The sequence below is a fragment of the Suilimivivens aceti genome (assembly GCF_025567405.1).
In the GTDB taxonomy this organism is placed as follows: domain Bacteria; phylum Bacillota; class Clostridia; order Lachnospirales; family Lachnospiraceae; genus Suilimivivens; species Suilimivivens aceti.
The window spans coordinates 1-19,070 of record NZ_JAOQKJ010000013.1 but is presented as its reverse complement, the minus strand read 5'-3'; the positions used below and the strand labels follow the sequence as shown (position 1 = coordinate 19,070).

Here is a 19,070-nt window from a genome sequence, read left to right as displayed (position 1 = left end):
CTGAACTGTTTCTACTCCTGATCAAAATCAATTTTTCTCTTACTGACATCTTCAAACTCTGTAACCATCTCTTCTGTCGGAGGAGGTGTTAAGAGGCTCACTATAATAATGAAGAGAAGGCTCACAGGAAATCCAACTGCCAGGGAATATAACCCGGTAGCTGCCCCGATGGTCTGTCCACTTATAATAGGAAGATAATCCCACGCGATAACAGTCAGGGCTCCGCTGGCAATACCTGCTACTGCTCCCTGGAAATTGGTTCTCTTCCAATAAAGAGATAACAGTACAGTAGGACCGAAGGCTGCACCAAGACCTGCCCAGGCATTGGAAACAAGTCCCATAATGGAGTTATTCGGGTTCAGGGCGATGATGTAGGCCAATACTGCAATCACCAGCACAGTATAACGGCTGATCCTGAAGATCTGCTTTTCATCTGCATCCTTCTTGATAATACCCTTCACAATATCCTCCGCTACACTGGAAGCGCTGACAAGGAGCTGAGAATCTGCTGTTGACATGATTGCTGCCAGGATTCCGCAGAGGAAGAATCCGCCGATCAGAGGAAGCTTCACATCTTCGCTGAACAGCTTGATAATCATTTTGATAAATACTTTTTCTTCTTCTCCACCTGTCAGTACCTCCGGGAACAGGTAAGCTCTTCCGAGAATACCAATGACCCACGCGCATGCCAGGGAAATAAATACCCATATAATAGCAATGCCTTTGGATTTCTTCAGTTCCTTTTCATTTCGTACAGCCATAAAGCGGACCAGGATATGGGGCATGCCACAGTAACCAAGTCCCCATGCAAGTCCTGAAATGATATCTACTGCCTTATAGGCCTCTCCGCCATTGGAAAAAAGGCTTAAGTACGCTGCACTGCCGCCTGCAACGCCACTGGCATCCAGTGTGCTCATGACATTTCCACCGCCTACGATACTGTATGCCATGATCGGTACAGCAAGCAGTGCGATCAGCATCAGTGTTCCCTGAACAAAGTCAGTAACGCAAACAGCCATAAAACCGCCAAGAAAGGTGTAGGTCAGGATAACAACGGCGCCGATTGTCAGCGCCAGTTTATAATCTACATTAAATACGGAAGTAAAAAGCTTGCCTCCCGCTGCCAGTGCTGATGCTGTATATACCAGGAAGAAGATAACAATTGTCACAGACGAAATGAAAAGAAGTACTTTTTTCTTATCATGAAATCTGTTCTCAAAGTAGGTCGGAAGGGTCAGTGAATTGTTCGCCCTGATCGTATACCTGCGAAGTCTTCCTGAAATAAAGATCCAGTTCAGTACAGTTCCGATAAAAAGTCCGATAGCGATCCATGCCTGTCCCGTTCCAAGTGCATAAATAGAACCCGGCAGTCCCATCAGCAGCCAGCCGCTCATATCAGATGCCTGCGCAGACAGTGCTGCCACAAAGCCGCCAAGGCTTCTGCCTCCTAAAAAATAATCCTCTGTGGTACTATTCTTCTTCGCATATAATGCGCCGATGATGACCATCATCAGAAGATACAGTACAAATGCCAGAATGACAAATCCAAGTGAATTTCCTGTCATAATGTCCTCCTCATAATCTGTTGTCTTTTGCCCGTATATTTATGCAATATACATGTATACAAATATAAACGAATTGACGGCATGCGTCAAGTATAACCTTCCGTTGCTTGTTTTTCTTTCGGACCCATTATATAATAGTTAAAAATTAACCGGAAGAAAAAGGAGAATCTATATGCCATCAGTTACCCCCTTTAAGGGAATCAGACCGGATCCTGCTCTTGCAGACCGGATTGCCGCCCTTCCCTATGATGTATATAACAGAAACGAAGCCCTTGAGGAGGTCAGAAGGGAACCTCTTTCTTTCCTTGCCATCGACAGGGCAGAGACCATGCTCGCTGCTGATATTGATACCTACGATGACCGGGTATACCAAAAAGCCAGAGAGCTTCTGGATTCCCAAATTAAGGATGGTCATTTTATAAAGGACGAAACGCCCTGCTTCTATATTTATGAGCTGACCATGGACGGACGCAGCCAGACCGGTATCGTTGGCTGCTCTTCCATTGACGATTATCTGGCCGGAACGATCAGGAAGCATGAAAACACCAGGGAAGAAAAGGAGATTGACCGGATCCGTCATGTAGATACGACCAATACCCATACCGGTCCTATCTTTCTGGCGTACAGATCCAAAGCAGAGATCAACGAGATCGTAGACCTGTGCAAAAAGGATGCCCCTCTTTATGATTTTGTTTCCCCTGACGGGATCGGACACCGGGCATGGAAAGCTGCTTCTCCTGCTGTTACAGAAGCCCTTTCTTCCTTATTTAAAGAGCTGCCCTGTACCTATATTGCTGATGGGCATCACCGCTGTGCCTCTGCTGTCAAGGTTGGATTAAAGCGCAGGGAAGAAAAGAAAAGCTACACCGGGCAGGAAGAATTCAACCGTTTCCTTTCTGTTCTTTTCCCGGATGATCAGCTTAAGATCCTGCCTTATAACCGTGTAGTAAAGGATCTGAACAGCCATACTGATGAAGAATTCCTGCAGGCTGTCCATGATGCCGGCTTTTCCATTTGCGATATGGAGAAGAACGCCGTATCTCCCAAAGAAAAAGGCACCTTCGGTATGTATCTGCATGGAAGCTGGTATCTGCTGACCGCAAAAAAAGCCCTTCTCTCGGAGGATCCGATCAAAGGGCTGGATGTTTCCATTCTGCAGGATCATCTTCTTGCACCGATCCTTGGGATCGGAGATCCCAGGACAGACAAACGCATTGATTTTGTTGGGGGTATCCGTGGCTTACAGGAGCTGGAAAAAAGGGCTTCCTCTGATATGGAAATTGCCTTTTCCATGTATCCCACTTCCATGCAGGAGCTGTTCCAGGTAGCGGATGCCGGTCTTCTGATGCCGCCCAAATCCACCTGGTTTGAGCCAAAGCTCCGAAGCGGTCTCTTCCTACATAGCCTTGAATAGAGTTCCTATCTCTTCACCATTTAAGATCCTGCTGATATTGCTCAGATGCTCACCGTTGGCGATCACCATGTCAACGCCTGCTTCTGCAGCAATCTTGGCAGCTGCGATCTTGGTCGTCATGCCGCCGGTTCCATAATTACTGTCTGCCCCCTTGGCCATGCTTTCCAGTGCAGCATCAATATGGTCTACATATGGAATCAGCTTTGCGTTCTTATTGGTTCTTGGATCATCCGTATACAGTCCGTTAATATCTGATAGCAGGATCAGCAGATCCGCCTTTACAAGCTCAGCCACATTAGCAGAAAGCGTATCATTATCACCAAAATTTTCTTCCTGGATCTGATCTGTAGAAATCGGGTCATTTTCATTTACAATAGGAATAACCTCCATATGAAGAAGCTCAGCAAAGGTGTTCTCCGCATTGGCTTTGCTGATCTCATTGAGCATGATCCTCTTGGTGATCAGGATCTGCGCAATGGTCTGGTTATATTCTGCAAACAGCTTCTGATAGATCATCATCAGTCTTGCCTGTCCTACTGCAGCACATGCCTGCTTTACAGAAAGAGTCTTCGGTCTTTCCTTGATTCCCAGTGCTTTTCTTCCTGCGCCGATGGCTCCGGAGGAAACCACTACCACTTCCTTATCCTGGTTCCTGATATCAGTCAGCATCCGCACCAGTCTTTCCAGCTTGCCAAGATTTAAATTTCCGGTACTGGTATGCGTGATCGTGGAAGTACCGATCTTCACAACAATTCTTTTTTTATCCTTCAAAAAGCTTCTGTCCACTCTTCCATCCTCTTTTCTCTGTTTTCAACCTGTCCTCAGGTCTGCACTGCACCACGCTTTATCATACTCCCGCGTTAAAGCTTCGTCAATCTCTGCCTGAAAATCCGGTGGAAATTCAGTGAACCTCATTTCCTTTAAAATTCATCTCCTTCAGAAATCTTTCCTGGAAATCCGGTTCGCCGGCAAGCTCCACATGACAGATCTTTTCCGCATCCTCTTCCATCTTTCTTTGCACCTGGCCGGAAAGAAGCGCCATGGCTGCCCCCATGCCGGCACAGCTGCTGACACTGGTGATCTTCTCCTTCTCTGTTTCCGGCAGAAGTCCTATTCCCGTCACATCTTCCGCTGAAAGACTGTTTCCAAAGGAACCGGTCAGATAGATCCGCCAAAGCTCCTTAGCCGGGATCTGTGCCTTTTGAAGCAGGGTTTCGATCCCTGCCCGGATAGCTCCCTTGGCGAGCTGAAGCTGCCTGATATCTGAGGCTGTAAGAAAAACAGGCTTTTGAAGCACTTCTCCCGAAAGCAGGATCCTTCTCTCACCTGCTTCTCCATCTTCTCTGACTCTCTGGCAGATCCTTACGGGAACTCCCATCCTTCGCAGCTCCTTTGCATTTCTGATATATCCGCTTTCATCAATCACCCCGATCCGGACAAGCTGAGAAAGGGCACTGATAAGACCGGAACCACAGATTCCCTTCGCTTCCCCTCCTCCGATCACCTGACATGCCAGATCCTGCATGGGAAACCTTCCCGTCAGAGCTACCTTCCGGATTGCACCTTCTACAGCCCCCATTCCCTGCAGGACCGCAGCTCCCTCCAGTGCCGGTCCTGCTGCCGCTGAGCAGGCAAAATCCCTGTCTTCCCCAAACAGCAGAACCTCTCCGTTGGTTCCAATATCCACTGCCAATATCTTTTTTCTCCCATCCATGGCTTTCACCCATGTATACACAGAAAGAGCATCTGCCCCGACATAACCATCTATAGAAGGCAGTACTAATATCTCTGCAGCCTTTAAAAAGGAAAATCCAAGCTCCTCTCCTTTTTTGCTGCAGCAGCCCTGATAGTCCTTATGAAAGGGTGCCCTGCAGAGGCCCTCAACGGAGATTCCAAGAAGACTCTCACACATAGCCGTATTGCCTGCCACTGTAACTCTGCTTATTTCTTTTCCATCTGCAAGTGCCTCGGCCATTTCATCCAACCTGCGGATCAGAGTGCCTTGCAGCCTTTTGGCATTTTCCTCTGATCCTGCCGCATAGGTGATCCGGCTGATCACATCTGCTCCGGCAAACCGTCCCGGATTCACACCGGTCAGTGCCCCAAGCTGATGGCCGTCTGTAAGATCAAAGAGAAGTGCTGCCAGTGTGGTCGTTCCCACGTCAAAAGCGATCCCAAAGCCCTGCCGGGGATCCGGTACAAAGTCTTCCGGGAAGATCACCTCCCGGTCCTTCGGATTCTGTATTCTGTTAAAAAGACTGCAGCCATTGCAGCTTTCCTTCCTGCAGCCTGCGCACCGTCTGCCTGCTTTATTTCCCATATATGCTTCCCTTTGCCAATGACATATTTCCTTTTGTCAGTGTACCACACTTTTCCCCGTCCTTACATGGGAATTTCAGTATTTGCTTGCTTTTTCCTTCTGCTTTCACTATCATCTATATAGAAGAATACCGGCCTTACCGGCCGTTTGGGAGAAATGGATTATGTGGATCGCAGATAACTGGAAAGATTACGAAGTACTTGATACCTCCTGTGGAGAAAAGCTGGAGCGTTGGGGAAGATACATCCTCCTCCGCCCGGATCCGCAGGTCATCTGGAATACAAAAAAAGAACGGAAAGAATGGAAGCATTTAAATGGTCACTACCACAGAAGCAGCAAAGGCGGTGGAGAATGGGAGTTTTTTGACCTTCCGCAGGAATGGAGCATTCATTATCATTCACTGACCTTTCATTTAAAGCCCTTCAGCTTCAAGCATACCGGTCTTTTCCCGGAACAGGCTGTGAACTGGGACTGGTTCTCTGACCTGATACAGAAGTCTGGCCGTCCTGTCAAGGTGCTGAACCTGTTTGCCTACACCGGCGGTGCTACCATATCTGCTGCTAAAGCCGGTGCCAGTGTTACCCATGTGGATGCTTCCAAGGGAATGGTAGCCTGGGCAAAAGAAAATGCAGCAGCCTCCGGTCTTGCCGATGCCCCCATCCGCTATCTGGTGGATGACTGTGTGAAGTTTGTGGAACGGGAGCTCCGAAGAGGCAATACCTACGATGGTATCATCATGGATCCTCCCTCTTATGGAAGAGGTCCAAAGGGAGAGATCTGGAAAATTGAAGACAGCATTTATCCCTTTATCGAGCTGACAGAAAAGCTCCTTTCTGACAAACCGCTGTTCTTCCTTGTCAACTCTTACACAACAGGTCTGCAGCCCGCTGTTCTGACTTATATGCTGAATACGGCTGTTGCCAGAAGGAGAGGCGGCCATGTGGTGTCCTCTGAGATCGGTCTTCCGGTTTCTGCAAACGGACTGGTGCTGCCCTGTGGTGCATCAGGAAGATGGTCCTCCCTGTAGGATATGTACCAGAAAACTGCCTGCTTTCCGGCAAATTATGATACCCTGTTCTCACGGATCCGGTTCAGCAGCTGATCCACCAGCTGCTGATAGCCGGGGAAACACTCTGCCAGCACATTTCTCCTTGTATAGACATATGGAACCCTGTCCGGGAAATACAAATACATCCGGACACCGTAAAATACCAGCATGACAGTGATCAGCAATCCAAGCGCCAGTGAAAAATGCTTTACTGTGGTCAGACGGATATATCGGTAATATCCGCAGTACAGGGCAAAGACAATGACAAACAGAGCCATGGGATTCATATACATGGCTCTTTCAAGCTGACCGCTTCCAAGATATAGAAAGGCTCTTGTCAGTCCGCAGCCCGCACAGGGAAATCCTGTGGTCACCAGCATAGGACAGAATGCCCCATAAAAATAATGTACGATTTCATAATAAACGAAAAAGACAATTCCCGTAAGAAATGCCCATTTCGCATCCTCTCTGATTCTTCTGCCCGTCTTCTTCCAGTTCATTTTCCTGTCATTCCCTATCACTGTGTCTACCTTCTATTCCCGTTGATCATATTCCAGATCCTTTTCCCTGTTTTCATTGTACATGAATTTATTTTTGAAATCTATATGGAAAATGCTTCACAATAGTGTATAATGAAAAGGACGGTTTCCTGCCGTACACAGAAGAAACGAGGAACAAAATTATGTCAAAAATCATACTGACCGGTGACAGACCTACCGGAAGACTTCATGTGGGTCACTATGTCGGTTCCCTCCGCAGAAGAGTGGAGCTTCAGAATTCCGGTGAATTCGATAAAATCTTTATTATGATCGCAGATGCACAGGCACTGACAGACAACGCAGAAAATCCGGAGAAAGTCCGCCAGAATATCATTGAGGTGGCTCTTGACTACCTTTCCTGTGGTCTTGATCCCGAGAAATCCACGCTTCTGATCCAGTCACAGATCCCAGAACTGACTGAACTTACTTTTTACTATATGAATCTGGTTACTGTTTCCAGATTGCAGCGTAACCCTACCGTTAAATCTGAAATCCAGATGCGAAACTTTGAAGCCAGCATACCGGTTGGATTCTTTACCTACCCGATCAGCCAGGCTGCTGATATCACAGCCTTCAAGGCAACTACCGTTCCGGTCGGTGAAGATCAGCTTCCCATGCTGGAGCAGACCAAGGAGATTGTAAGAAAGTTCAATTCCGTTTACGGTGACACTCTGGTAGAGCCTGATATCCTGCTTCCTGACAACAAGGCATGCCTTCGTCTGCCAGGTACCGATGGAAAGGCCAAGATGAGCAAATCCCTGAATAACTGCATTTACCTTTCCGATCCTGAAGAAGAGGTTCGTAAGAAGGTTATGAGCATGTTTACAGACCCTAACCACTTACAGGTATCTGATCCCGGCCAGGTAGAGGGCAATCCTGTCTTCATATATCTGGACGCCTTCTGTAAGGATGATATGTTTGCTGAATATCTGCCTGAGTACAGCTGCCTCCAGGAATTAAAGGATCACTATACAAGAGGCGGTCTTGGTGATGTGAAGGTTAAGAAATTCCTGAACAACGTCCTTCAGGAGCAGCTCTCCCCTATCCGAACAAGCCGTAAGGAATGGGAACAGCGTATCCCTGATATTTACGAGATTCTGCACAAGGGAAGCATGGAAGCTGAAGAAGTTGCCGCCAGGACTCTTGATGATGTCAAAAAGTCCATGAAGATCAATTACTTTGATGACCATGCCCTGATTGCAGAGCAGGCCGACAGATATAAGGCTGAATAACCATTTCGCGCTAAAAAGGCATAATGGATCAGAAGCTCTGATTTCCATTATGCCTTTTTTTATTTAAGCAGCCGTATCACAAACAGTGTGCTGATGCCATTGCCATGCTGCTCCCCTTTTTCAAGGAAAAGAGCTCCTCCGTGAAGCTCTATGATCTTATGTGCCACGGCTAGTCCAAGCCCTGAGCCCTGTCTTGTATTCCGTGATTCATCCCCAACAATAAAAGGATCAAAAAGTGTATCCTGCAGTTCCAGCGGAATGCCAACACCACTGTCTCCGATCTCTATACGGACCGCCTTATCTGACTGCTGCAGTGTTACATAAATAACAGTTCCAGGCGGATTGTGACGCAGGGAATTGGAAATGATATTATCAAATACCCGCTTCATCTGTACTCGGTCAAAGCTGTAGGATACCGTTTCTTCAGGGATCTCCACCTCAAGGTTAAATCCGCCCAGATCGATCTCATCATATTTCTCCGCCAGATATTCCCGCAGATACTCAGCCAGATCCTGTGTTTCCCTTACCAGACAAAATTCCGGATGCTCCAGCTTACTGTAATCGTGAAAGGTATTGATCATATCTGTCAGGCTCTCAGCCTTTTTAACAATTGTATTCAGATACTGCTTCTGCATCTCCTCATCCGTCAGGCCATCTGCCACTGCTTTGGCATATCCCTGGATCACCGTGATCGGTGTTTTCAGATCATGGGAAATATCTGCCAGCATGCGCTGCTTTTCCATGATCAGATGCTCTTTGGCACTTTCACTTTCCTTAAGCTGCACCGCCATCCGGTTAAAGCTGCTGAAAATATCCTCAAATTCCCTGGGTCCCTGATAAGAAAGGACAGTATCCCTTTTGCCATCAGCAAAATCCTGGATCCCGTTTTTCAGGATAAAAAGAGGCTCCCTCACACGCCTGTGCATCCATAATGCGAAGAACAGTGTAGCCCCTATCAGGATCAACACATAAGCAGGAATAAAGATCTGTTTGAAAACCATCAGTCTTTTAACCCTCTGTCTGTCCATTCTTTTCACATGCATGAGCAGGATCCTGTCTTCCCCATTTTCTGTTCTGTAGGAATATTTATAGGTACTGTACCCGTTATCTGTTGCAGCTGTGAGAAGACGCAGCTCCCGCTCTGTGATCTGCTTATACGGAAATGAGACACTGCTTTCCAGAAGCCTCAGTTCTCCATCAAACAGATAATAGGCAATGTTCTCCTGATATCCGGTATCCTCTTCTTTTTTACTTTCTGTCACCAGGATCTGCCTGCTGCCATCTTCCATTTCATAATTCTTTGTTTCATAGCTGACATGTGTATTGCACTCCGGGATCAGACTGATCTCCTTCAGTGTATAGCTGCTCCCAAAAGCATCATAGTCTGTGTATAACCTTTCTCCCGCTGCTGTATATATATCAAAATAGCCTTCCGTTCCAAGCAAAGCTTTCATGGAAAGGGATCCATAGTCTTCATCCGCCAGCTTTTCCTGCTCTCCGACGGGGTGATCGATTCTGGGCAGCCGTGCAATCTTCTGATCCATAAGCTCTTCCAACAGCCCGAGGATCTGAACTGCCAGAAGCAGAACAACAGCGAAAATCACATAGTTTTTGATCAGCAGGGTATACAGACTTTTTTCTTTCTTCTTATAGCTTTTCAATTTTGTAACCGATACCTCTTATGTTTTTGATATATCTGGGTTCCCTCGGATTATCCTCGATCTTGTCCCTCAGATTGGAAATATGCACCATCAGCGTATTGTCATCATTGACATAGCACTCTCCGTTAACTGCCTGATAGATCTGCATCTTGGTAAACACCTTACCGGGAGACTTCATAAACAGAGAAAGCATCTTATATTCTGTAGGCGTGATAGTGATCACCTGATCACCCTTTTTCAGAGTAACGGAATCCTCATCCAGTACAAGATCACCTACACGGATCTGTCTGCTCTCTTTCGCCTCAGCCTCTGCCTGGCTGCCAAGGCTGTAATATCTTCTGATATTAGATCGTATCCTGGCAATCAGCTCCAGGGGATTGAAGGGCTTTGTCAGATAATCATCTGCACCGAGATCAAGACCGAGGATCTTGTCACTGTCCAGATTTTTCGCAGACAAAATGATAATGGGAATATTACTGTCCTCCCGGATCCGCCGGATCAGATCATAGCCGTTTAACTTCGGCATCATGATGTCAACAACTGCCAGATCTGCCCTGCTTTCCTTCAGTTTCTCATAAGCTGTCATCCCATCTGCCGAAGGAATCACCTCATAGCCTTCATTTTCCAGATAAAGCTTGATAAAATCTGCAATATCTGTATCATCCTCTGCTACCAGTATTTTATATTTCATCGGTATTCCCGTCCTTTATTTTTTCATCTTTGTACGGATATCGGCAAGTCTGTCCAGTGCCTTCTTAAGAGTCTCATCCTGCTTTGCAAAGTGGAAACGGATCAGATGGTTTATATCCTCCCTGAAAAAGCTGGAGCCCGGCACAGCGCCAACGCCAACCTTCTCTGCCAGTTCCTCGCAGAATACCAGGTCACTGTCATATCCAAATTCACTGATATCCATCAGTACATAGTAAGCGCCCTGGGGCTCTGTAAAGGTAAGTCCGATATCCTTAAGTCCTCCCACAAACAGCTCCTTCATATGCGTATAATGTGCCTGTAGCTGCTGATAATAGTCATCTCCGAAGTTCAGGCCGACCACAGCTGCCTCCATCAGCGGAGCTGCCGCACCTACTGTCAGGAAATCGTGCACCTTTTTCACACGGTCTGCGATTTCCGGCGGGGCAATCACATAGCCAAGACGCCAGCCGGTAATGGAATAGGTCTTTGACAGGGAATTGCACATGATCGTGCGTTCTCTCATGCCCGGCAGAGATGCCATATAAGTATGTACGTGAGGCTTATATAAAATGTGCTCATAAACTTCATCAGTGATCACATAAAGATCGTATTTCTTCGCCAGATCAGCGATCACCAGGAGCTCATCCCTTGTAAATACTTTACCACAGGGATTGGAAGGATTACAGAGGATCAGTGCTTTCACGCCATCCTGCTTCATGGCCGCTTCCAGTTCATCCGCATCAAAGCAGAACGTGGGCGGCTTTAACGGTACATAAACCGGCTCCGCACCACTTAAAATGGTGTCAGCGCCATAATTTTCATAAAAAGGAGAAAAGATCACTACTTTGTCTCCCGGATTGCATACACTCATCATGGACGCCATCATGGCTTCCGTACTGCCACAGGTCACCACGACCTCTTTATCCGGATCAAACTTCATGCCGGAAAAATGCTCCTGCTTTCTGACAAGAGCCTCTCTGAAATTCTGTGCCCCCCAGGTCAGTGCATACTGATGAGGACCGCTTTTCGCCACTTCAGAAAGACGGTCTGTAATCTCTCTTGGGGGATCAAAGTCAGGAAATCCCTGGGAAAGATTCACGGCACCATGCTGATTGGAAACGCGGGTCATACGTCTGATAACGGAATCTGTAAAATCTGCTGTTCTACTGCTTAATGCCTTCATATTCATTCCTCCTCATCCAGTTACCTGTCTTTCCTATCATAGCATATCCCCTGCTTGAAAGATACCTCTTCCTGCAATTTCTGCAGGCGGGCATTGGTTTCTTCCCCTGTATTCCCTCGGGGTACACCCTACCATCATGCGGAACTGTCTGTTGAAATTGGAAAGGTTCCGGAATCCACAGTCGAAAGCTGCCCCGGAGATGCTGCTTCCGGAAAGAATCTCTTCGCAGGCCTTTTGGATCCGCAGTCTGTTCAGGTACTCTGCCGCTCCCATTCCGGCCATCTCCCGGAATTTCTGCATAAAGTAGCTCTGGCTTAAATTCACCTGCCCTGCCAGATCTGCAATGGTAATATTTTCAGCATAGTGGATCGACATATAATCAATGGCCGCCTTGATCTCCACGTTCTGCACAGGCTCCCTGTTTCCGGACACCAGGTCACCTTCATAAAAGAACCATAAAAGCCGCAGAAGTTCTCCTTTCATCAAAAGATCTGCCTCCGCACTATTCTCTCTTGCGCAGCAGATCACAGTATCTGCACATTCTCTGATTTCCTTGTAACACACATTTTTCTCCTCAGCGATCTGCAGGCAGGCCCTGCCAAGGCAAAGAGGATGCACCATCTTCCGGTAACTCCGGTCCTCCCCGTTTCCGAACATATCACTACTAAACACCACGGTGTCATAGAACAGTCTGTCATCAGTGGTAATGGCATGCAACAATTCTGGCTGGATCAGCACGATATCACCAGCCTTTGCCTCTGTTTCCTTTTCCCCAAGACGTACCACACCATTTCCTTCTGTGATCACATTCAGCTCCCATTCCCTGTGCCAGTGCAGGGGCACAAAGGGGAAGTAATCAGGGATCCGGCCGGAGTAATAACTGTAGGGGATCAATATTGAACTGTGTACTCTCTTCTCTTTTTCCATAGCTGCTTTCTGTCATCCTGCTTTTGTTTGTTCTACAATGTGATGGAATCTTCTTTTGGATATCCGCAGTAGAATCATACCAGTTTTTCATAGAATTTCAGTTGAATGATTCCTTTTCTAATAGTATTGTATCGTTATAAGGAAAAAGAAACAACTTCTTTTTCATCTTCGGTCAAAACACATTTCTGCAAAAACGGAAACACTATTTTTAAGGAGGAATCTCTCATGAGCACAACTGTAAAACAGCCCGCATGGCTTGACAATGCTGTTTTTTATGAAATCTATCCCCAGTCTTTCTGCGATACCAATGCCGACGGTATCGGTGATATCAACGGTATCATCAGTAAGCTGGATTATATCAAAGAACTTGGATGCACAGCTCTCTGGCTGAATCCCTGCTTCCAGTCCCCTTTTGGCGATGCCGGTTATGATGTAGAGGATTATTATACCGTAGCACCCCGTTATGGTACCAATGAAGATCTGGCAAATCTGTTTGCCGAGGCCCATAAGCGCGATATGCATGTGATCCTGGATCTGGTTCCTGGTCATACTGCTGTTACCTGCAAATGGTTTCAGGAATCCATGAAGGCAGAAAAGAATGCCTATACAGACCGCTATGTATGGACAGACAGCGTCTGGGAATCCCCTGACAATATGGGCTGTATCCGTGGCATCTCTCCCCGTGACGGTTCCTGTATCGTCAACTTCTTCTCCCATCAGCCTGCCCTGAACTACGGCTTCTACAAGCCGGATCCGGATAAAAAATGGCAGCAGTCCATGAATGATGAGGGTCCTCTTTCCACCCGGGAAGAGCTGAAAAATATCATGCGTTTCTGGCTTTCCATGGGCTGTGACGGCTTCCGTGTGGATATGGCCGGCTCCCTTGTCAAAAATGATGAAGACGGCAAGGGTACGATTGCACTCTGGCAGGATATCCGTACCTTTTTAAATGAAGAATTTCCTATGGCTGCCATGGTCAGCGAATGGGGCGAACCTGACAAGAGCCTGATCGGCGGCTTCCACATGGACTTTCTGCTTCACTTTGGTCCTTCCCATTACAATGATCTTTTCCGCTGTGAGGAGCCTTATTTTTCAAGAAGGGGACTTGGCAGTGCCAAAGAGTTTATTAAAACCTATCAGGGTAACTATGAAAAGACAAATGGAAAAGGACTGATCTGTATTCCTTCCGGTAATCATGATATGGATAGAATGGCAAGACGGCTGGAGCCGGAAGAAATGAAGGTTGCCTTTGCGTTCCTCCTTTCCATGCCGGGCGCACCTTTTATTTACTATGGTGATGAGATCGGTATGCGTTATGTGGAAGGGCTGACTTCTGTTGAAGGCGGCTATGAGCGTACCGGTTCCCGTTCCCCCATGCAGTGGAATAAGATGACCAATGCCGGTTTCTCCACTGCCGCAGCAGAAAAGCTTTATATTAAGCAGGATGAAAGCAAAGATCGTCCGGATGCGGAAAGCCAGATGAACGACACCTCTTCCCTCCGCAGTACCGTAAAACATCTGATTGCTCTTCGTATGGCGCATCCTGCACTGCAGAGCAAAGCTGCCGTTACATTCCTGAAGGATGACTATCCTATGGTTTACCAGAGAAGCTGCGAGGAAGAAACCATCCTTGTGGTCATCAATCCTGCCGGGAAGCCTGCCTTTGTTCCTGACACTGCCGGCGAGATCCTGACTACGGTTGGCGGCAATGCTGTCCTTGAAAAAGGTGGTGTTTCTGTAGACGGTGGAACCGCTGTTTATGTAAAGCTGATTTAAAGCCGGATGGTATCAGAACAGGCTGAACTATTCTTGCTTTTTGCTGATTTATATGCTATCCTTGAGTAGAGGAAAAGCCAGAGAAGCGGTCTACCCTCTATAGTTTAGCTTTTATACCAAGCCGTCAACTAGTGCGAGTAGTTGGCGGCTATTTTCTACCTTTGAAGATTGCATAACACAATCCAATAAGGGTAACAATGAACATACTGAACTCTATAAGCTCTGAATATGTAACCATTGGCATCGCCCTCCTTTCTTTCGTCTGGAGGGATTAGCCCCTCCATATTAGAGGGTGCCACCTTTGCTCTCTGACTTTCCTTAATTAGCATTATATCAGACATGTTTCAGCCTGTAAACCGTAATATAATAACAATCTTATCATCAAACCAACAATAAATTAGGAACAAAAACCGGAAGAAATGACGTAAAAGCAGGTATAAAACAGGGCTGTCGTCCAGGTAAATTTACCCATCTGACAGCCCTCTTCTTTTTGCAGAAGTGTTTTTCTCTTTATGCCATTCCATTTGCCATCTTGTATTTGAACAGCATCTCCGCATGATTCTGCTCTTCGATCTGGATATCGGCCAGCAGTTTTCGGATCTTGCTCTCTCCAAAGACAAATACATCTGTATTATATTCTCCAGATACCAGCTTCTCCGTGCCAATACAGTCAGTAGCCAGAAATGCATCATGCTCTTTGTCAGCATTGCTGCTCATGGATGAATATGCCGCCTTGGGTGTGTAATCCCTTCCCTGACTGTCATTGCAGTCACAGTCCGGTACACTGCCATTCAGTACCTGCGAAAGGGAATCATAATGCTTCTGCTCCTCCTTCTGTAGTCTGGAAAAGAGATTCTTCAGCTCCGGGTCTTTGGCTTCCTTTGCATACTTTCCATACTTTTCCACACAGCTTTTTTCCTGTGTCTGCAGATCTTCGATCGCTGTTCTTTCTTTTTCCTTTAATATCATTGCATTCCACTCCTTCACCTGTTTTTACAATGATATTATGGATCAGAATTTCATTTTCTATTCCCTGAGAGAAAGCAATTCTTCTGCCATGGAGTAAAATTCCTCCTCTACTTTCCGAAACGGATGCTCTGCAAGATCTGGCTCTGAATAGATTTTTACCTTTTCTATGGGCATCCTTCCATTTAGCATAGCCGGCATCTCGTTACTGAGTATTTCATTATCAATCTGCTTCCAGCACCGGTTCTCTTCTGCTGTCAGATCACCAAGACCAAATTTTTCAAAAATCACCTGCATGATCTGCGATTCAATCTCACGATATCCCTGCAGATGCTCCTTCACCGGCCTGATAATATCAGAAAGATAAGCCTCACTGGCATCATGCAGAAGGCAGGCAAGCACCAGTCTATCTGACCATCCACGTGCCCTGGCTTCCCTGGCACAGTTCACACTGTGCTGTCCTACCGAATAGAAGTAGGTCACCTGTCCGCCGCCCCGGCAAAGCAGGCTTAAGGCATGGGCAATGTCCCGGAGACTTACATCCTCCTCTGTCATTAGCATTGGATCAAACTGTTTCCCCGTATATGTGTTCATTGTACTCATATAAAGCTTCTCCTTTTCATTGAAAAACAGTCTGCACCAGTACCATATAAAGAATGGTGCCGCCTGCAATACTCAGAAATCCATAGGATATCCCCAGGAATAAAAATCCGATACAAATAGGCAGCGTATAAGGAAAAGCTGCCTTCAGTGCTTTCTTTTTCACTGTCAGTTAACCCCTCTCACAGGTAATCACATCCTGTGTTTATCTCACAAAAAATGCCGCTATGGCATAAACAGCAATGCTGATAAAACAGTACAGAGAATTGGTCGTTGCAATATAAGTAGACCCTTCCTCCGTTTTCACAAAAGTCTGCAGACTGAATGTCGCTGGTGCTGACATATAGATCAGAACTGCCAGATCAAGAAGCTGATTTCTTCCTGCAAACCGGTGTACTGCAGCCAGAACTCCAAGTATCATCACCGCCTGCACAGCCATACGCAGCAGCAGTGTTTTCAGACATGGGATCATAAGTGCCCTGTCCGGTTTCAGCTCATATCCTACAATCAGGAGGATGATGGCTGACAGAGGACTGGTAATCATGGACTCACATATCAGGTACAGGTCTCCGGCACTGCTCTCCAGAAGTCCTCTGACTATGCCGGTAAGCCCACACAAAATACCAAGTACGGTAGCAATGAATGCCGGATTCTTCACAGCGTCCAGACATATGTCACGCACTCCCATCTTTTCAGAGCCATCTACTGCCCGGAGCAGACTCATATAAACGCTGAACCCGAACAACAGTCCTGCAATATCCAGTACTGCAATCTGTGACAGATTCTCTGTACCGCACAGATTCGTATACAGCGGATATGCCATCATGCCGCCCTCATACACGCTGACCAGAAACGGTACATACTTTCGGTATGGCGGCTTTACAAACCCCTTTACCAGAAAACCTGCCCCAAAGGAGATAAGCAGCATGCAGAACATGATCAGTACAATTTTAAAAATACTGCTGCTATAATCTGCCGTAGACAGTGCATGAAAAATCGCTACCGGCAGAATAATCTTTGTGGCAAGAAATTTCAATCCATTTATACTTTCCTGCTTCAGCCAGCCTCTGGCCTTGCAGAAGGCACCAAGTCCCATCATCAGCAGAACCGGCAGAAGTGCCTCTAATATCTTAATCATCTGTATTTTCCTTTCTTTTTCCTATACAGCAGGCTTCGCTCCAAAAATATCGCTGATAACTTCCGCCTTCAGATTTTCACCGATCACAATAAGAACCTCCTGTCCGGTTCCGATCGGCCTCAGTTCGACCACGCTACGTGTAGCATTCAGCTGCAGCCATCCACTGCCTTTCCTGATAAATCCCTTAATACGGAATACGTTGCCACAGGCTGGATCCAAAAGGATCTTCACGGCCGCTTCCTTCAGCTTTTCCTCTGAAATCTCTGCATTCATAAAGTAAACAGAATCAAATCCCCTGTAATCCCCAGCATCCAGCTTGCAATAGCTTTCCAGCCGGTAGCCGCAGTGAAAAACAGCATCCAGTGCCTTTTCAGAAAGCTGTTCCATATTTTCAGCAATGACATCCTCATTTGTCAGCTGTCTTTTACATTTGATCTTCGCAAGCGCCTGATTCAGATGCTGTACTGTCCCATCAATCTGCCACGGATCAGCTTCATCTGCATGGCTTATGATAACCTTTCCTGCATCAGCCACCTCAGAAGCCAGCAGATAATCTGACTCCTCGGAAAGCCGCAGATTTAACAGGGCATCTACGATCGTGATCACATTTCCGATCTCATACCACTGATCCAGTGGATCCTCCCTTAAAGAATCAAAAAATTCATCCACATCAAAAATGCCGGACGGTTCTACGATCACTCTGTCATAGCCGCTCATTCCCATGGCGATCAGCTTAGTCTTGAATCTTCTGATATGGCAGTCTTTATCACATCCGCCGGACACCATTTCCAGATCACACTGCTCTCCCAGAAGCTCCTGCAAAAGCAGCATGTCTACATTTACTGCCCCAAAATCATTCTCCAGAATACCTATCTTCAGTCCCTGATCCATCAGGTACCTGGCATATTTTTTGATAAAGGTTGTTTTTCCAGATCCCAAAAAGCCCGTAATTAAATCTATGGTTATCATTCTTCACCTCTTCTGCCTTTCTGTATGACAGATCAGAAATTATCTTCCTGAATCAACTTTCCTATACAAAAAAGAACTTCAACAAAAATTATAAGTCATTGAAGTTCTTTCATCAAGCAGATCTGTGCTTCTCATTTCGTGTTTTGCAAAGTCGTTATCACTTCTGTTACGCTGTTTTGTGAATCTTAGCATACCTTTTGTCTTTCCTTCCGGAACCTGATCAGTCTTACGACCACATAAATAATCAATGCATACAGAGTCGAGCACAGTGCGACAGCCACATTTGGTCCAAGCTTGGTAATTTCATTCACATGATGCAGGACATACAGCATCTGAATCATTGTTTCCATGACACTAAACGGGATCACCAGCGCTTCTGCTACCCTCAGAAATCCCATCAGTGTCTTTTCCACTGCGATCATCCCAAAGGCAAGACATCCAAGTACCAGAAAAAAGAGGCTTGGCACATCGATATAATATCCAATTTTAACTCCACTTCCACCCCCAAAGCTCTGTACACCAAGTCCAAGCAGTACGATCAGTACAACTGCCAGGATAATTCCAAAAATAAATTCTGCCTTTCCATTCTTCCTGCTGTCTGCAATTAAATTCATCATATTTTCCTCCGCTTTCTTTGAATACTCCGTATCTACAATTTTTTCTCCGGACAATAATTCATTAACATTACTGTCCAATGCTTCACAGAGAGTTCCAAGCAGCGTGATCTCAGGCAGACTGTTGCCCGTTTCCCTTAATTAAAGATATTGTTGGGTAAAAAAGAAAGGTCAATCGATTTTGCCGATAAAGCGGTAGTAGATTTCTACTTCCTGCTCACGACTTCCATCCTCGCCCTTGACAGCTTCGTGGACGGTTATTTTTTCAATTAGAGTGTTCAGAAGTTCGGCGGTCAGCGCCACAGGGTTGACATACTGTTTCATCAGGGCAATCCACTTTTCAGCGTCCGCTGCGGTCTGTACGGCGGCTTCCATCGTTTCGTGAAGCTGTCTTATTTTTGTTTCAAGCTCCTTTTGCTCGTTCTGGT

The 19,070-nt window shown here is 46.4% G+C and carries 19 protein-coding genes; 4 read left to right on the top strand and 15 right to left on the bottom strand.

Going from position 1 to position 19,070, the window contains the following annotated elements:
- Positions 1 to 11: 11 nt before the first annotated feature.
- Positions 12 to 1,565 carry a sodium/proline symporter PutP gene (gene putP, locus OCV77_RS13635; RefSeq protein WP_262575569.1) on the bottom strand — a complete coding sequence of 518 codons (1,554 nt, stop codon included), beginning with the start codon at positions 1,563 to 1,565 and terminating at the stop codon, positions 12 to 14.
- Positions 1,566 to 1,737: 172 nt separating this feature from the next.
- On the opposite strand from putP, the gene OCV77_RS13630 reads away from it, so the two are divergent.
- Positions 1,738 to 2,979, top strand: coding sequence for a DUF1015 domain-containing protein (locus tag OCV77_RS13630; protein ID WP_262575568.1), 1,242 nt, complete (start codon positions 1,738 to 1,740; stop codon positions 2,977 to 2,979).
- On the opposite strand, the gene proB is transcribed toward OCV77_RS13630, so the two are convergent.
- Positions 2,962 to 3,765, bottom strand: coding sequence for a glutamate 5-kinase (gene proB / locus OCV77_RS13625; RefSeq protein WP_262575566.1), 804 nt, complete (start codon positions 3,763 to 3,765; stop codon positions 2,962 to 2,964). The two genes, OCV77_RS13630 and proB, sit on opposite strands and share 18 nt — an antisense overlap.
- 115 nt (positions 3,766 to 3,880) lie before the next feature.
- Positions 3,881 to 5,299, bottom strand: a complete 1,419-nt coding sequence (locus OCV77_RS13620; protein ID WP_262575565.1) for an ASKHA domain-containing protein — start codon at positions 5,297 to 5,299, stop codon at positions 3,881 to 3,883.
- Between the two features lie 163 nt (positions 5,300 to 5,462).
- Here OCV77_RS13620 and OCV77_RS13615 point away from each other — a divergent pair, with 163 nt between their 5' ends.
- Positions 5,463 to 6,326: a class I SAM-dependent methyltransferase gene (locus tag OCV77_RS13615; RefSeq protein WP_262575564.1), complete on the top strand. Its 864-nt coding sequence runs from the start codon at positions 5,463 to 5,465 to the stop codon at positions 6,324 to 6,326.
- A 35-nt stretch (positions 6,327 to 6,361) separates the two neighbouring features.
- Here OCV77_RS13615 and OCV77_RS13610 read toward each other — a convergent pair whose 3' ends face one another.
- A complete protein-coding gene (locus tag OCV77_RS13610) occupies positions 6,362 to 6,847 on the bottom strand; it encodes a DUF2752 domain-containing protein (RefSeq protein WP_262575563.1) in 486 nt (161 codons plus the stop codon).
- Positions 6,848 to 7,029: 182 nt separating this feature from the next.
- Between OCV77_RS13610 and trpS the strand changes: the two genes are divergently transcribed.
- Entirely contained in the window at positions 7,030 to 8,118 is a 1,089-nt protein-coding gene (trpS, locus tag OCV77_RS13605) for a tryptophan--tRNA ligase (RefSeq protein WP_262575562.1), read from the top strand.
- Positions 8,119 to 8,177: 59 nt separating this feature from the next.
- Here the strand turns inward: trpS and OCV77_RS13600 are convergent, their stop codons facing one another.
- The 4 genes from OCV77_RS13600 to OCV77_RS13585 are packed head-to-tail and all read right to left on the bottom strand — an operon-like array spanning position 8,178 to position 12,579.
- Positions 8,178 to 9,779, bottom strand: coding sequence for a sensor histidine kinase (locus OCV77_RS13600; protein WP_262575561.1), 1,602 nt, complete (start codon positions 9,777 to 9,779; stop codon positions 8,178 to 8,180).
- Complete coding sequence (locus tag OCV77_RS13595) at positions 9,766 to 10,470, bottom strand: response regulator transcription factor (protein ID WP_262575560.1); 705 nt, start codon at positions 10,468 to 10,470, stop codon at positions 9,766 to 9,768. The genes OCV77_RS13600 and OCV77_RS13595 overlap by 14 nt, the downstream gene beginning before the upstream one ends.
- A gap of 15 nt (positions 10,471 to 10,485) precedes the next feature.
- Entirely contained in the window at positions 10,486 to 11,652 is a 1,167-nt protein-coding gene (locus OCV77_RS13590) for a pyridoxal phosphate-dependent aminotransferase (RefSeq protein ID WP_262575559.1), read from the bottom strand.
- A gap of 36 nt (positions 11,653 to 11,688) precedes the next feature.
- Positions 11,689 to 12,579: an AraC family transcriptional regulator gene (locus OCV77_RS13585; protein WP_262575558.1), complete on the bottom strand. Its 891-nt coding sequence runs from the start codon at positions 12,577 to 12,579 to the stop codon at positions 11,689 to 11,691.
- 225 nt (positions 12,580 to 12,804) lie between these two features.
- Here OCV77_RS13585 and OCV77_RS13580 point away from each other — a divergent pair, with 225 nt between their 5' ends.
- The gene (locus OCV77_RS13580; RefSeq protein WP_262575557.1) at positions 12,805 to 14,355 is read left to right on the top strand and encodes an alpha-amylase family glycosyl hydrolase; all 1,551 of its coding nucleotides are present in this window, start codon (positions 12,805 to 12,807) and stop codon (positions 14,353 to 14,355) included.
- 510 nt (positions 14,356 to 14,865) lie between these two features.
- Here OCV77_RS13580 and OCV77_RS13575 read toward each other — a convergent pair.
- The 7 genes from OCV77_RS13575 to OCV77_RS13545 all read right to left on the bottom strand — a co-directional run.
- Entirely contained in the window at positions 14,866 to 15,324 is a 459-nt protein-coding gene (locus OCV77_RS13575; RefSeq protein WP_262575555.1) for a ferritin-like domain-containing protein, read from the bottom strand.
- Between the two features lie 57 nt (positions 15,325 to 15,381).
- Positions 15,382 to 15,924, bottom strand: coding sequence for a phosphohydrolase (locus OCV77_RS13570; RefSeq protein ID WP_262575554.1), 543 nt, complete (start codon positions 15,922 to 15,924; stop codon positions 15,382 to 15,384).
- A gap of 16 nt (positions 15,925 to 15,940) precedes the next feature.
- Positions 15,941 to 16,087 carry a hypothetical protein gene (locus OCV77_RS16840; protein WP_331488886.1) on the bottom strand — a complete coding sequence of 49 codons (147 nt, stop codon included), beginning with the start codon at positions 16,085 to 16,087 and terminating at the stop codon, positions 15,941 to 15,943.
- A 39-nt stretch (positions 16,088 to 16,126) separates the two neighbouring features.
- Entirely contained in the window at positions 16,127 to 17,059 is a 933-nt protein-coding gene (locus tag OCV77_RS13560; RefSeq protein ID WP_262575553.1) for an AEC family transporter, read from the bottom strand.
- A gap of 21 nt (positions 17,060 to 17,080) precedes the next feature.
- On the bottom strand, positions 17,081 to 18,028 hold the full coding sequence (locus OCV77_RS13555; RefSeq protein WP_262575552.1) for a GTP-binding protein: 948 nt from the start codon (positions 18,026 to 18,028) through the stop codon (positions 17,081 to 17,083).
- 185 nt (positions 18,029 to 18,213) lie between these two features.
- Positions 18,214 to 18,645 carry a hypothetical protein gene (locus OCV77_RS13550; protein WP_262575551.1) on the bottom strand — a complete coding sequence of 144 codons (432 nt, stop codon included), beginning with the start codon at positions 18,643 to 18,645 and terminating at the stop codon, positions 18,214 to 18,216.
- A 168-nt stretch (positions 18,646 to 18,813) separates the two neighbouring features.
- Positions 18,814 to 19,070: DUF4368 domain-containing protein (locus OCV77_RS13545; protein ID WP_262575550.1), on the bottom strand; the 257-nt coding region annotated here is incomplete at its 5' end.